Below are 13,829 nucleotides of genomic sequence, written 5' to 3'. Positions count from 1 at the left end.
TTATTATATATAGTAGACAAGCTTATGGAGTCTTTCATCATAGAGGGCGGTCATCCGCTCAAAGGTACTATCACACCTCAGGGCGCCAAGAACGAGGCGCTGCAGGTTATCTGTACCACAATCCTTACCGACGAGCCTGTGCGCATCACCAACGTGCCGGACATCCTGGATGTGAACAACCTGATTAAGTTGCTCCAGGAGATAGGTGTCAAGGTAACCAAGCACAGTCGTCACGACTATACATTCCAAAGTGATGAGTTGAAACTCGATTATCTCGACAGTCTGGAGTTTGTGAAGAAATGTTCTTCTCTTCGTGGTAGTGTGCTCATGATAGGTCCGCTGCTCGGTAGATGTGGCAAGGCTACCATAGCTCAGCCGGGTGGCGATAAGATAGGTCGTCGCCGTCTGGATACCCACTTCCTGGGCTTCAAGTATCTGGGCGCCAACTTCGTTCACGATGATGAGCGTAATGTTTACCAGATACAGGCTAAGAAGCTGAAGGGCTGCTATATGTTGCTCGATGAGGCTTCGGTTACCGGTACCGCCAATATCATCATGGCATCAGTATTGGCAAAGGGCACTACCACCATTTATAATGCAGCTTGCGAACCATATATCCAGCAGCTCTGCCATCTGCTCAATGCGATGGGTGCTCAGATCAGTGGCATCGCCAGCAACCTGCTCACCATCGTGGGTGTTGATAAACTGCATGGTGCCGAGCATCGCATCTTGCCTGATATGATTGAGGTTGGTTCGTTCATCGGCATGGCGGCAATGTGTGGCGAAGGTGTGCGCATCAAGAATGTGTCTGTCAAGGATTTGGGCATTATTCCTGATGCATTCCGCCGCCTGGGAGTGAAGATAAAGATAGAGGACGATGACCTTGTGATTCCAGAACAGAAACATTATGTCATCGATTCATTTATTGACGGCACCATCATGACGCTTGCCGATGCCCCTTGGCCAGGACTCACTCCAGACCTTCTCTCCGTGCTCCTCGTAGTGGCTACCCAGGCTCGTGGCAGCGTCCTCTTCCATCAGAAGATGTTCGAGAGCCGCCTCTTCTTCGTGGATAAACTGATTGATATGGGTGCGCAGATCATTCTCTGTGATCCTCACCGTGCAGTGGTGGTAGGTCATGACCATAAGATCAAACTGCGTGCTGGCAGAATGACCAGTCCTGATATCCGTGCCGGTATTGCCCTGCTGATTGCTGCCATGAGTGCCAACGGTACCAGCCGCATTGCCAATATCGCCCAGATAGACCGTGGTTATGAGGATATCGAGCATCGCCTTAATGCGCTGGGTGCCAAGATTACCCGTGTCAGTGACTAATCAATGTTAAATGTTAAATGTTGAATGTTGAATGATTAGACGCGATGAAGTATATAAGATAGGCAAGTTGGGAAAACCTCATGGCGTGAAGGGCGAGATAACTTTCGCCATAACAGATGATGTTTTCGACCGTGTAGATGCCGAGTACCTGGTACTCGACATCGATGGCATCCTCGTGCCTTTCTATTTAGAGGAATATCGTTTTAAGAACGATGAGAATGTGCTCGTGAAGTTTGAGGATATAGATACCCAGGAGCAGGCACGCAACTATACCGGTTGCGAGGTTTTCTTCCCACGTCATCTCTCTGACAGTGATGAAGAGAACATGAGCTGGGCAGAAATCATCGGTTTCCATCTGGTAGATGCTGTAAGCGGCAAGGTGGTAGGTACCATAGAACATGTAGACGATTCTACCCTCAACCTTCTTTTCGAGGTAACAACCGATGCAGGTGATGAAATCCTCATCCCTGCCAGCAACGACCTCATCGAAGAGGTGAGCGCTGAAAAGAAAGAAATCAGAATGGCGATTCCGGAAGGATTGCTCGACTTATAAAGTGAAGAAATATGAAGAAACAACAGATATGTATTCTCGGTTCTACGGGAAGTATCGGTACACAGGCGCTTGATGTCATCGAGCAGCACAGTGACCTTTACGAGGTGTATTGCCTCACCGCCAACAACCGAGTGCAGGAACTTGCCGAGCAGGCTCGCAAGTTCCATCCGGCTGCTGTGGTCATAGCCAATGAGGCTCGCTACGAGGAGCTGAAGGATATGCTCAGTGATGAGCCTGATATCAAGGTTTATGCCGGTGCTCAGGCGCTTTGCGATATCGTACAGGCTGAGCCTATCGATATGGTGCTGGCTTCCATGGTAGGCTTCTCGGGCCTGGAACCAACCATCCATGCCATCAAGGCGCGTAAGAAGATATGTCTTGCCAACAAGGAAACGCTGGTGGTAGCGGGTGAGCTGATCTGCAATCTTGCACAGGAATATCACGTGCCTATCCTCCCTGTTGACAGCGAGCATAGTGCCATCTTCCAGAGTCTGGTGGGTGAGGGCGACAACGAGGTGGAGAAGATTCTTCTGACCTGTTCGGGTGGTCCTTTCCGCAATTATACCCACGAGCAGTTGGAGAAGGTGACTGCTGCCGATGCCCTCAAGCATCCTACCTGGGATATGGGCGCTAAGATAACTATCGATTCGGCTTCGCTCATGAACAAGGGCTTCGAGGTGACAGAAGCTAAATGGCTCTTCGGGGTTCCGGCTGACAAGATTGAGGTGCTTATCCATCCGCAGAGCGTTGTGCATAGTGCCGTTCAGTTTGTAGATGGTGCTGTCAAGGCTCAGTTGGGTGTGCCAGATATGCGTCTGCCTATCCAGTATGCCTTCTCTTTCCCTCAGCGTCTGCATCTGAATGGCGATCGTCTCGACCTCTTCAAGACGCAGGATCTGCAGTTCTTCAAGCCTGATTATCAGAAGTTCAAGTGTCTGCAACTGGCTTTCGATGCCATCAGAAAGGGTGGTAATATGTCATGTATTGTGAATGCTGCCAACGAGATAGTGAATGCCGGCTTCCGCAAAGGTGAGTGTGGCTTCCTTCAGATGGCTGATATCATCGAAGAGACGATGGCGAAGGCTACTTTTGACAGTAATCCCGACCTCGATGTCTATCTGCAGACCGATGCTGAGGCTCGCCGCATAGCTACAGAGCTGATGCACAAGTAATAGTTTATAGTTAATAGTTTATAGTTAATAGTTAAAATGAACGTAGGATATAGGGCTCATCATAAAGTTCAAAGTTCCAAGTTCAAAGTTCAAAGTAAATAAATGGAAGTATTTTTGATCAAAGCGTTGCAGCTGATGCTGTCGCTTTCCATCTTAGTGTTGCTCCATGAGGGCGGACACTTCTTCTTCTCCAAACTCTTTGGTGTAAGAGTGGAGAAGTTCTATCTGTTCTTCGACCCTTGGTTCCATCTCTTCGAGTTCAAGCCAAAGAATTCGGATACTACCTATGGTTTGGGATGGTTGCCGCTCGGAGGATATTGCAAGATTTCGGGTATGATAGATGAAAGTTTCGATACCGAACAGATGAAACAGCCGGAACAGCCATACGAGTTTCGCAGCAAACCGGCATGGCAGCGCCTGCTCATCATGATAGGTGGCGTGCTGGTCAACTTCGTGCTGGCTCTCTTCATCTATTCCATGATTCTGTTCCATTGGGGCGACAATTATGTGGCTACCCGCGATATGAGTTATGGTATGAAGTTCAATACCGAGGCAAAGGCATTGGGTTTCCAGGACAAGGATATTCTGGTAAGCACCGATCTGGGTGAGTTCAAGACCTTTGATGGCGATCTGTATCGTAATCTCTCTGAGGCTAAGCAGGTCAATATCATCCGTCAGGGCAAACCGATGACGCTTAATCTGCCTGGCGATCTCGACATGCTCAGTATGATTAAGAGCAGTCCTCGCTTCGTAGATGTGTATGTACCGCTGCAGATTGATAGTGTGATGAAAGATTCACCTGCCAGCAAACTCGGTTTGACAAAGGGTGATAAGATTCTTGCTATTAATAATAAAAAGGTAGTCTCTTTCAACGAATTTCAGATTGAATTGGGCAGAGTAGAGGATGTGCTTGCTTCGGCTGAGACGCCGCAGGATAGTGCCAGAGCACTTACAGCTCAGGTTATTTATCTCAAGGCTTCTGGCGATACCGTCAAGTCGAGTGTTCTCCTGAAGTCTACCGAAGAGGGTGTGAAGTTTGGTTTCTACAATCATCCTGTCTTGCTCGATTATAAGATTACTCATGTCAACTATGGTTTCTTCGAGAGTTTCCCTGCCGGCATCAAATACGGCTGGAATGTCTTGGCCGGTTATGTGGGCGATATGAAGTATGTCTTCTCTAAGGAAGGCGCCAAGAGTCTGGGTGGTTTCGGTGCGCTGGGTAGTCTCTTCCCATCTGTATGGGATTGGCATGCATTCTGGCTTATGACAGCGTTCCTGAGCATCATTCTTGCCTTCATGAACATTCTTCCTATTCCTGCTCTTGATGGTGGACATGTGTTCTTCCTTCTCTATGAGATTATCACAGGTCGCAAACCGGGCGATAAGTTCATGGAGCGTGCTGAGTATATTGGTTTCGGCATTTTGATTCTTCTGCTTGTCGTTGCCAATCTGAACGATGTATTGCGACTCTTCGGCATCTTGTAATGCTGGGGAATCGCAAAAATAAAGGTCTAAAAAAAGAGGGTGTGTCATTAATTTATGACACACCCTCTTTTTTTGAGTTTATTCTTTTATACGTATTATACGTATCTGATAATCTGTCCTACACTAACCTTCTTGTCTTTGCGGTAGCCGTTGAGTCTGCAGATCTGCTCTACAGATACGCCGCGCTTTTCAGCGATAGAACTAAGCGTTTCGCCTGGCTTCACCTTGTGGTAGAGCTTCTCGTGGCCAGCAGGCAGTTCGTAGTATCTTCCCACTTCGCCGCCGTTAACCTGCTCTCTGGTGTAACCACCGTTGCCAACCTTGCCGCGGGCAGCATTGGCATCAGCTGATTCGCTTTCGTAGGTATTACGGTTAAAGCTGTAGAAGTCGCCTGTAACGTCCTGGTTGCGGAAGTCGAAGAAGAGTGCCGGGTTCAGAGCCACACCACAGAGACGGGTCTCAAAGTGGAGATGCGAACCGGTACTTCTACCCGTATTACCACCCAAGCCAATCACGTCGCCGGCTCTTACCTCTTCGCCCTCAGTAACGAGCTGCTTAGAGAGGTGACCATAGATAGTCTCCAAACCGTTGTTGTGACGAATCACGATGTACTTACCGTAACCACCACCTTCATATCTTACAATGCGAACTCTGCCTGAAAAGGCTGAGCGGATTGAGTCGCCAATATAAACCTTGATGTCCATACCTTTATGTTGGCGGCCAAAGCTAGCACGGTAACCGAAGTTACTTGTGACAACGCGACTAGGAGTTGGCATGCAGAAATGACGGAGATCGATGCGGAAGTGCTCAGGCAAGGTTGTAGCCCTGTGAGCGTACTTGTTAGAGAAATCCTCATACAGCTCGGCTGCAGGGTTCTCTCTGTCTTCAATCATTCGATAATGCGACACAGCGAGTGTGTCGAGCGATTTCATTCTGTGGTCTACAGGTGCCTGTCTTGCCAACAGGTCTTGTCCGCAAACGGGAGAAGCTGTTAGCGCCAACAATGCAACGACCGAAATTTTCTTTATACTCTTTTTAAAACTCATACTACTTTTTCTATTTTCTTTTTTAGGTTCGTGTCAACAGCGCAGAATCATACAAGAAATTCTGCAAAAACCACTAAGGCAAATGCCTTCATGTAGCGGTTTTGTTATATAGACGTTGCAAATATAACAAAAAAACTTCAAAAAACCAAAGTTGTTAAAGCCAAAAGGGCGATATTTAACGCCCTAGCCTTTTTTTTAACTTACATTAGGAAAATGAGATGCAAGGAGTTGACTTTTAGTACGTTTCATGTTTTTGTAGCATTCTCAACAGAGCCACGGCAGGAGAATGCCCCATGAAAATATACTTTTTTACCTCCGGACTGGTGAATCGGAGGCATTCCTGATAAGCGCGGTAGAGGTCGTTGAGATTGATGGTAAATTCCTTACCCGATGACTCTCTGATACCGATAATCATCTTTGCCGTGACATGCAGTTTGACGTATCTGATGCCTGTTGCGCTTTCTATTTCCGTAATGTTTTCGAGAATGGCTCTCATTTCTTCCAGGGTTATTTCTGGTCGCGGCTCCCTGATAGCCGGCTTTCTTCTTCTATCCATAATTATACTTTTTACTTTTGGGACAGGCGATGGAATCGCCTGGAACGGGGGTGAGGCTGCTTGATAGCTGAAGCCGCCTTTTAGCCTTGCTTTCTGATAGCAGGAACTGCTTTTGCTTGCTGCTTTAGCTGATGGCTGCCCAGTTGATATGGGTTTTCTTCAAATCCCTGAGGCGGTTCCAGAGCAGGGCGTTGTGAGGAGCATTGCATTCGGGATCGTTGTCGATGATTTCCTGTGCTTCTGTGCGCGCCAGTTGTACCAGCTGACCGTCTCTGGCAATATTCGCTATCTTCAGGTCGAAAGCCATGCCGCTCTGCTGCGTTCCCTCCAGGTCGCCGGGACCACGGAGTTTCAAGTCGGCCTCGGCGATACGGAAACCGTCGTTCGTATCGCACATGATATCAATGCGTTTGCGGGTTTCTTCTGAAAGCTTATAGTTGGTTACCAGAATGCAGTAGCTCTGGTCGCAGCCTCTTCCTACACGGCCTCGCAGCTGGTGCAACTGGGACAGACCGAAGCGCTGTGCATCCAGGATAACCATCACAGAAGCATTGGGCACATTAACACCAACTTCTATTACGGTGGTGGCAACGAGAATCTGTGTTTCGCCCTTCACAAACTGCTCCATCTCTACCTCCTTCTCGGCAGATTTCATCTTGCCATGAATCTTACTCAATTTGAATTCCGGGAATGCCTGTTTCAGCGTTTCGTAACCTTCTTCCAGGTTCTTCAGGTCGCTCTTCTCGCTTTCCTTGATCAGCGGAAAGACGATATATACCTGTCTGCCGAGATTAATCTGGCGGCGGATGCTCTGATAGAGACTGGTAAGTTGGGTATCAAACTTATGTAGCGTCTGTATCGGTTTTCTGCCCGGTGGCAGTTCATCAATCACGCTCACGTCCAGGTCACCATAAATGGTCATGGCGAGGGTGCGGGGGATAGGAGTGGCGGTCATCACGAGGATATGAGGCGGATTCTCGCTCTTGTTCCACAGCTTGGCTCTCTGCGCCACACCGAAGCGATGCTGCTCATCGATGACGGCTACGCCTAATCTTCTGAAAACCACAGGGTCTTCGAGGATGGCATGGGTGCCTACCAGAATCTGGATGTCGCCCGTAGCCAGGTCGGCAAGAATCTTTTCTCTCTTCTTTCCCTTTACGATGCCTGTGAGCAGTTCCACCCGGATGTCCATTCCCTGCAGGAAGTCGCAGATGGTTTGCAGATGCTGCTCGGCAAGAATTTCGGTAGGTGCCATCATACATGCCTGATAACCGTTATCCAGCGCAATGAGCATGGTCATGAGAGCCACGAGCGTCTTGCCTGAACCTACATCACCCTGCAGAAGACGGTTCATCTGTCTGCCGCTGCACATATCGGCTCTGATTTCATGCATCACCCGTTTCTGGGCGCCTGTCAGTTCGAAGGGCAGATGATGGGCATAGAACCCGTTGAAGATATCGGCGATGCGGTTGAAGACATAGCCCCTGAACTTGCGGCGCTGGTCGGTGGCATACCTTATTATATTAAGCTGCACATAGAAGAGTTCCTCAAATTTAAGGCGTACCTGTGCCTTCTGCATCTCCTGATGGGAATGCGGATAATGAATCATGCGGATGGCTGCATCGCGCGAAACCAGATGCAGACGGTCTACGATATGGCTTGGCAGCGTTTCGGGAAGAGGAGGAAGGATGGTGACCAACTGCTTGGTCAACTTCTCTATGGAACGTGAGGTGTAGCCGCGTTTTCTCAGGTTCTCGGTAAGCGAGTAGTAGGGCTGCATGCCCATCTCTGAAATCTGGAGATTGGTGGCATCGTCCATGTCGGGATGGGTAAACTGGAATCTGCCGTTGAAGACGGTTGGCTTTCCGAAAACGAGATATTCGGTTCCCACACGGTAAGTCTTCATGATGTATTGGGCACCGCGATACCAGATGAGGTCAGCTACACCGTAGCCGTCTGAGAAATGGGCTACCAGCAGCTTGTTGCGCTTGCCGGTATCTATCTCATCGTAGCTGAGTATCTTGCCTTTGAGTTGTACAAAGGGCATGTCGGCATTGAGTTCGCTGATGTGGAAAACCTTGGAGCGGTCTACATATTTATATGGATAGTATTCCAGCAGGTCACTATAAGAGTTGATGCCGAGCTCCTTGCTCAGTATCTCTTTCTTCTTGGGTCCTACCCCTGGCAGGAACATGATGTCTTGGTCTAAAATACTATTCATAATGATGCAAAAGTACAACATTATGGCAAAACAGCCAAAATGTTTAACTCTTTTTTTCCGCAATTGTGGCTTTTTTATTTGTTTATATTGATTTTTCTTCGTACCTTCGCACCGAATAAGATTAAAACTTTCATGAATAGTAAGAAAAGATATATGGTGATAGCTTTGCTGGCGCTTCTGGTTGTGTCGGCAATGGCATATAATGACGAGGCTAAGCCTTGGACCTTCTGGAACTGGAAGTATGGCTCTGTTTCCAGACCGGGTATTCATGCCGATCTGACGGGTATGAAGAATGTAGGTATGGGCGGTATCTGGCTGATGCCGGTACGTGAAGCCGGTGAGTGTCTGGAATCTCAGGACGGGGTGGCACAGCTGTCGCCTGAGTTCTGGAAGATGATGGATTATTCCTTCCAGCTAGCCGACTCTCTCGATTTTGACATGGGCATCCATGTCTTGCCTGGCAATCCGCTTGTCCTCCCTGCTGAATCGATGCAGAAGGTTGTCTGGACCGATACCATCGTGAAGGGCGGAAAGAAGATTGAAGGCTTGCAGATGTGGCAGCCCGAGAGTTATAAGGACGGAAAGATGCAGTCTGCCGGAAGCGAAGGTGGATATTATCAGGATATTGCTGCTTTTGCCATCCGCTTTAAAGGGAAAACGGGTCCTGCCTGGCGCAACGCAACCGATTCGGCTGCCCGGAGCGAGGCGGTGCCGATGACTGATGTGCTTCCCTTGAAGATGGAAGGGGGAATGGTGATGGGTGTCATGGTGAATGGTATCTTGCAGAATAAGTTGCCTAAGGGCTCCTGGTGCCTGTTGCGGATGGGACATACCTCAACGGGACAGACTCATGCAACGGATGGGAAAGGTATAGGACTTGAGGTGGACAGGTTCTCACCGGCAGCCGTAAAGAAACTATTCGATTCCTGGTATGCGCCGTTACTGAACCGTCCGCATGGCGATGTGGTGTCGTATCTGTATATCGACCCGAGAGAGTGGGGCAGTCAGAACTGGGGCTGTCAGTTTGCCGAAGAATTCAAGGTGCGCCGCGGCTATGATCTCATCCCCTATCTTCCTGTCATGGCAGGTGTTCCGCTGGAGTCGGCTTCCCGATACGAACAGGTACAGAATGATATCCGTCTCACCATCGAGGAACTGGTAAAGGAGAAGTTCTTCCAGACCTTCACCCGTCTGGCAGAAGAACAGTATGTTGAGGTTTCTTGTGAGCCTATCCCGCGTACCGATCATCCTGACGATATGTTTCGTGCCGTAAGCAGAGCCCATATCTATAATGAAAATCCGGTTCAGGCTGTGGTTTGTACAGGAAACTATGGCGCACGGAACGGAACGCCCGCTTTGCTCAAACCTTTGATAGACCGCCACCTGGCGCTTGGCATCAACAGGTTCATTTTCCTGCATGATATTGTCCGGCATCCAGAGGCTCGAGGTTTCATGGATTACATCACCATGTGTCAGCATTATCTGCAGCAGGGCAGACCGGTGGTTGATATCGCTGTGTTTCATCCTTCGGGAAACCCCGAACAGAAGAACAGCTATCGTGCCCCTCGTGGTTACAAATACGATTTGATCAACAAGGATGCCTTGCTGAAATGGAATTTCGAATACAGTCCGAAAGGTAAACTGCCTGGAAATCAGGATTATCGCATTCTCGTGGTTTCGCAGCCGGATAGCTCTCTCTCTGCTGAGATAAAAGCGAAACTGGAGGAATTGCGTGAGGAAGGCATCGTCATCATCGACAAGCCTTATCAGGCGAAGAACTTCTCGCAGTATGGCATCGATCCGGATGTCATACTGCCTGAGAATATGGATTATGCCCACCGTCTGGTTCTGGAGGCAACGGGCAGGAAGGATATCTATTTCCTGATTAATCAGGAGAATAAGGAGCGCCAGATTATGGCAACCTTCCGTACCGGTACTTCCAGAATCCGCCAGATAGTGAACTTGAACTTGCCAGCTTATGGCTCAGTCTTCGTCATCCTGTCTAACAGGGATGACATGCAGATTATCAGCCCAGCAAAGCTTCCGCTACCTTGATGTCGAATGGAGTGGTAATCTTGATGTTCTCACGGTTACCCTCTACCATTGCAACCTGACAGCCAAGACTTTCTACCACCGAAGCATCATCGGTAAACTGTTCCTTGTATTCCTGGTTGAAAGCCTGCTTTGCCAGACCGATGTCGAAGGTCTGGGGAGTCTGCACTACGCGGTAATCGCTGCGCAGCACGTTCTTTCCGCCTCCGTGCTGGTCGATATAGCGCAGGGTGTCGGTTACGGCATATACAGGGATGGCTGCATATTCTTCGCGAGCCGTCTCGAAACATTCCTCGATGACTTCTTTAGATACGAATGGGCGCACGCCGTCGTGAATACCCACTACGCCATCTTCATCATCAGGAATGAGTGCCAGTCCGTTTTTGGAAGACTGGAAACGGGTGTCGCCACCATTAGCTATCTGGTGCTTGATGCTGAAATGATGCTCCTCGCAGAGCTGGTGCCAGTATGCCTGCTGACTCTCCGGCAGAACCAGGATGATGTTCAATGCAGGGTCATATTCATGAAAACGCTCTATGGTGCGCATCAGGATAGGCTTGCCCGCTACCGGCAAGAACTGTTTTGGAATCTCACTTCCCATGCGGAGGCCCTTGCCTCCGGCTACTATGATTACGTAATCCACGATGTTACTAATTAATAGTTTATAATTTATAGTTTATAGGGCTTACTTGCTCTGCATGAGATGATCATACATCATGCCATCCTGCAGGGCAGCTACGGTTTCCTTGCTTACGAAATAGCTCAATATCTTATAGGCGTATGGGAGGGTTGCTGCAGGACCTTCGCCCGTAATCACGTTGCCGTCTTCCTGGAAGAGGGTGGCGGTATATTCGGTGTTCTCGCCGAAATACTGCTCAAAGCCAGGATAACAGGTAGCCTTCTTTCCTTCGAGAATGCCTGTGCTTGCCAGAACCATTGGGGCTGCGCAGATGGCACCGATTCGCTTGCCAGCCTTGTGCTGTGCGATGAGCGCCTGGCGCACACCTTCGTGCTCGTTGAGGTTTGTACTGCCTGGCATTCCGCCCGGAATCATCAGCATGTCAGCATCTTCAAAGCTGGCAATATCCTCAAACTTCAGGTCAGCCTTGATGGTTACACCATGCGATGTTTCTACCCATTCAGTACCCGTTACACTTACAGTCTTGATGTCTACACCACCTCTGCGGAGGATGTCAACCGGAGCCAATCCTTCGATTTCCTCGAAGCCATTGGCAAGAAATTCATATACCTTAGCCATAATTTATTTGTTTTTTGTCTTGTTATTCAAATAATATTCTTATCTTTGCAACTGCAAATGTAATCATAATATTTGAAATTACAAAATTATTGGTTATTCAACTGGTAAAATCAAAAGAAATTATAGACTTATGAGCGTTTATGCAGAGATTTTCAAAGATTTTCAAGAGGGTTCGCTTACTTCATTCTATCGGAAGATGTATGCAGAATTAGTGGTCTATGCTTCTCGGCTATTAGGCGCTGAGTTCGCTTTCTTGGCAGAGGATTGTGTGCAGAATGCGGTCTATAATACTTTCCGAAAGAGAGATACTTTCAGCAGTTCAAGCCAATGGAAGAACCATATCTATATTTGTGTTCACAACGAAGTGATGAATGTCTTTCGCAAAGTTAAGGCGAAAAGTAACTATCTCACTACGTTGGAGGAGGAAAAGGAAGACTTTCTTACAGGGATTATCGAGCAAGAAACGATAACGATGCTTTATGATGCCATCAGCCGTTTGCCCGAGAAATACCAAGAAGTGTTTAATATGAGTTTTGTGGAGGGCATGAAAAATGCCGAGGCCGCCAAGGCGTTGGGTATAGCCGTTGTATCATATAAAAAGCGCAAGGCTCGAATGTTGGAGCTCTTGCGCCATAACTTAAAGGGAGAGAATGGAGAAAAACTAATGATGCTTTTATTGGTGCTTGCCCATTAGTTTTTCTCTATTTTCTATGTATTAATAGTTTTGGGTCAATGTGGGGTTATATCTGACAGCATTGCTTGGGAATGGGAGGACCCATAATGAAGATTCTGGGGAGATGCTGTAGCTTCCTAAGTCTTCGCCTAAGTTACGGGTGATGGTTTGCTTGTAGCTCTCCTCGCTGTTCCAGCGTTTGCAGTCGAAGAAATTCTCATAAGAGCCGAGACATTCTATCCACTTAGCTTTCTGCAATAGAGACATCGCTTCTTTCGCGTTCATGCCTTCCTCGTCATAGAGGTCTGTATATTTCTCGTAATCTTCCACTCGCTTCTCTCTGACCTTGTCTATCAAAGCCAAACCTTCGCGTATTTTTCCTGTACGGATAAGGCATTCAGCTGCCAAGTAATAGGTCCGCTCGGCATTGATTCCGTATGCAGTGGTGCAAGCAGTCGTTGTGAAACAACTGGCGCAACCATTGATTCCTGCCATCATCTGTCCGAACATTTCGCTCCATCCCATGCTGTCATAATTTCTCACATAATCTCCATTCTCAAACTTAGCCATGGTTTCCAAGGAGGCTGTTTCCATAAATGGGCAGGTACGAGCGGTGGCACTGACTATCAAGTAGTTGTTGGGACTGTCTTCTGCCACAACCCATGCCTCATTGTCGACAGTCGTGCTGCGGTCTTCGATTTGACCGTTCAACTGTAAGGCAGCCTGAGCGTAAGGCAGGGCTTCTTGGTATTTCTTCATTTGGAAGAGAACCTTGGCACGAATGGCGTTTCCTGTAGCCTGACTTGGATGGGTAACGTCAGTTGCTGTTTTGGGAAGCTGGGCGATAACTTCGTCAGAACAGTCGGCGAGGATATGGTCGTAGGTGTCTTGCAAGTTGAGTTTTTCCTTTCTTTTGCTCACATCTATGTCGGTTACGTATGGCACGCCGCCTTTTTTTGAGGCTGTGGCTGGGTCATATTGTGCGGCATAGATGTTGACGAGCAGATAGTGGAAGTAGGCTCGCAATACTTGTGCCTGTGCCTTGATGGTGGCTCTCGTGCGGTTGTCGCCAGAGGCATCGTCGGCTTTGTCCAGAATGACGTTCATATAGTTGATGTACTTGTAGAGAGCCTCGTACCTTGCGTCTTGTTGTGACAAGGTTGCGCGGTCAACTTTTTCGTCGTATGTCAGGTAGGCGTAATTGAGTGTCTTGGTCTGAGACAACATTTCGCTTACTGATTCGGAGCTTCCCAACGACTCGTCACAGATAAGTCCTAAGTCGGAGAATGGCATGGTCACGAGATCATACTCTTGGTTGAGCAATAATGCCAAGTCATCTACAGTTTCGAGCGTGGTCTGCCCTTTGGGAGTTATCTCCAACTTGTCATCGCAGGCGGTGAATGCCAATGCGATACAAGTTATGTATATGAATTTTTTGATGGTCTTTCTCATTGTTCTTTCTTTTTGAAATTGATGAA

12 protein-coding genes are annotated in these 13,829 nt (G+C 48.2%); 6 read left to right on the top strand and 6 right to left on the bottom strand.

Annotated features, from left to right (window positions below):
• Positions 1-24 precede the first annotated feature (24 nt).
• The 4 genes from murA (at position 25) to rseP (ending at position 4,545) form a co-directional block, all read left to right on the top strand.
• Entirely contained in the window at positions 25-1,335 is a 1,311-nt protein-coding gene (murA, locus tag ONT18_RS11305; RefSeq protein ID WP_022121310.1) for a UDP-N-acetylglucosamine 1-carboxyvinyltransferase, read from the top strand.
• 31 nt (positions 1,336-1,366) lie between these two features.
• A complete protein-coding gene (gene rimM / locus ONT18_RS11300) occupies positions 1,367-1,888 on the top strand; it encodes a ribosome maturation factor RimM (protein WP_117728768.1) in 522 nt (173 codons plus the stop codon).
• An 11-nt stretch (positions 1,889-1,899) separates the two neighbouring features.
• Positions 1,900-3,060 (top strand): 1-deoxy-D-xylulose-5-phosphate reductoisomerase, encoded by a 1,161-nt coding sequence (locus ONT18_RS11295; protein WP_006847967.1) that lies wholly within the window; start codon positions 1,900-1,902, stop codon positions 3,058-3,060.
• Positions 3,061-3,162: 102 nt separating this feature from the next.
• Complete coding sequence (rseP, locus tag ONT18_RS11290; RefSeq protein ID WP_264905645.1) at positions 3,163-4,545, top strand: RIP metalloprotease RseP; 1,383 nt, start codon at positions 3,163-3,165, stop codon at positions 4,543-4,545.
• Between the two features lie 95 nt (positions 4,546-4,640).
• Here the strand turns inward: rseP and ONT18_RS11285 are convergent, their stop codons facing one another.
• From ONT18_RS11285 to recG, 3 genes are all read right to left on the bottom strand, one after another.
• A complete protein-coding gene (locus ONT18_RS11285; RefSeq protein WP_022121306.1) occupies positions 4,641-5,591 on the bottom strand; it encodes a M23 family metallopeptidase in 951 nt (316 codons plus the stop codon).
• A gap of 235 nt (positions 5,592-5,826) precedes the next feature.
• The gene (locus ONT18_RS11280; RefSeq protein WP_006847964.1) at positions 5,827-6,147 is read right to left on the bottom strand and encodes a hypothetical protein; all 321 of its coding nucleotides are present in this window, start codon (positions 6,145-6,147) and stop codon (positions 5,827-5,829) included.
• A 124-nt stretch (positions 6,148-6,271) separates the two neighbouring features.
• The gene (recG, locus tag ONT18_RS11275; protein ID WP_264905644.1) at positions 6,272-8,368 is read right to left on the bottom strand and encodes an ATP-dependent DNA helicase RecG; all 2,097 of its coding nucleotides are present in this window, start codon (positions 8,366-8,368) and stop codon (positions 6,272-6,274) included.
• 132 nt (positions 8,369-8,500) lie between these two features.
• On the opposite strand from recG, the gene ONT18_RS11270 reads away from it, so the two are divergent.
• The gene (locus ONT18_RS11270; RefSeq protein WP_264905643.1) at positions 8,501-10,423 is read left to right on the top strand and encodes a glycosyl hydrolase; all 1,923 of its coding nucleotides are present in this window, start codon (positions 8,501-8,503) and stop codon (positions 10,421-10,423) included.
• Here ONT18_RS11270 and ONT18_RS11265 read toward each other — a convergent pair.
• Together ONT18_RS11265 and ONT18_RS11260 are read right to left on the bottom strand one after the other, a co-directional pair.
• On the bottom strand, positions 10,395-11,063 hold the full coding sequence (locus ONT18_RS11265) for a 2-C-methyl-D-erythritol 4-phosphate cytidylyltransferase (protein WP_022121302.1): 669 nt from the start codon (positions 11,061-11,063) through the stop codon (positions 10,395-10,397). The genes ONT18_RS11270 and ONT18_RS11265 overlap by 29 nt on opposite strands.
• A 42-nt stretch (positions 11,064-11,105) precedes the next feature.
• Entirely contained in the window at positions 11,106-11,678 is a 573-nt protein-coding gene (locus ONT18_RS11260; protein WP_006847960.1) for a DJ-1 family glyoxalase III, read from the bottom strand.
• 130 nt (positions 11,679-11,808) lie between these two features.
• Here ONT18_RS11260 and ONT18_RS11255 point away from each other — a divergent pair, with 130 nt between their 5' ends.
• A complete protein-coding gene (locus ONT18_RS11255) occupies positions 11,809-12,372 on the top strand; it encodes an RNA polymerase sigma factor (protein WP_264905641.1) in 564 nt (187 codons plus the stop codon).
• Between the two features lie 21 nt (positions 12,373-12,393).
• Here the strand turns inward: ONT18_RS11255 and ONT18_RS11250 are convergent, their stop codons facing one another.
• A complete protein-coding gene (locus tag ONT18_RS11250; protein ID WP_264905640.1) occupies positions 12,394-13,803 on the bottom strand; it encodes a RagB/SusD family nutrient uptake outer membrane protein in 1,410 nt (469 codons plus the stop codon).
• Positions 13,804-13,829 lie beyond the last annotated feature (26 nt).

The sequence above is a fragment of the Segatella copri genome (assembly GCF_026015295.1).
GTDB classification, from domain to species: Bacteria; Bacteroidota; Bacteroidia; order Bacteroidales; family Bacteroidaceae; genus Prevotella; species Prevotella copri_C.
The sequence above is the reverse complement of the archived record's forward strand: the minus strand, read 5'-3'. Positions and strand labels throughout refer to the sequence as shown.

What these genes read in the sequence shown, in the direction of transcription:
- ONT18_RS11255 (WP_264905641.1), top strand. Translation starts at nt 11,809, where the DNA reads ATGAGCGTTTATGCAGAGATTTTCAAAGATTTTCAAGAGGGTTCGCTT.
- rimM (WP_117728768.1), top strand. Translation starts at nt 1,367, where the DNA reads ATGATTAGACGCGATGAAGTATATAAGATAGGCAAGTTGGGAAAACCT.
- ONT18_RS11285 (WP_022121306.1), bottom strand. Translation starts at nt 5,591, where the DNA reads ATGAGTTTTAAAAAGAGTATAAAGAAAATTTCGGTCGTTGCATTGTTG.
- ONT18_RS11295 (WP_006847967.1), top strand. Translation starts at nt 1,900, where the DNA reads ATGAAGAAACAACAGATATGTATTCTCGGTTCTACGGGAAGTATCGGT.
- murA (WP_022121310.1), top strand. Translation starts at nt 25, where the DNA reads ATGGAGTCTTTCATCATAGAGGGCGGTCATCCGCTCAAAGGTACTATC.
- ONT18_RS11270 (WP_264905643.1), top strand. Translation starts at nt 8,501, where the DNA reads ATGAATAGTAAGAAAAGATATATGGTGATAGCTTTGCTGGCGCTTCTG.
- ONT18_RS11250 (WP_264905640.1), bottom strand. Translation starts at nt 13,803, where the DNA reads ATGAGAAAGACCATCAAAAAATTCATATACATAACTTGTATCGCATTG.
- rseP (WP_264905645.1), top strand. Translation starts at nt 3,163, where the DNA reads ATGGAAGTATTTTTGATCAAAGCGTTGCAGCTGATGCTGTCGCTTTCC.
- ONT18_RS11260 (WP_006847960.1), bottom strand. Translation starts at nt 11,678, where the DNA reads ATGGCTAAGGTATATGAATTTCTTGCCAATGGCTTCGAGGAAATCGAA.
- ONT18_RS11280 (WP_006847964.1), bottom strand. Translation starts at nt 6,147, where the DNA reads ATGGATAGAAGAAGAAAGCCGGCTATCAGGGAGCCGCGACCAGAAATA.
- recG (WP_264905644.1), bottom strand. Translation starts at nt 8,368, where the DNA reads ATGAATAGTATTTTAGACCAAGACATCATGTTCCTGCCAGGGGTAGGA.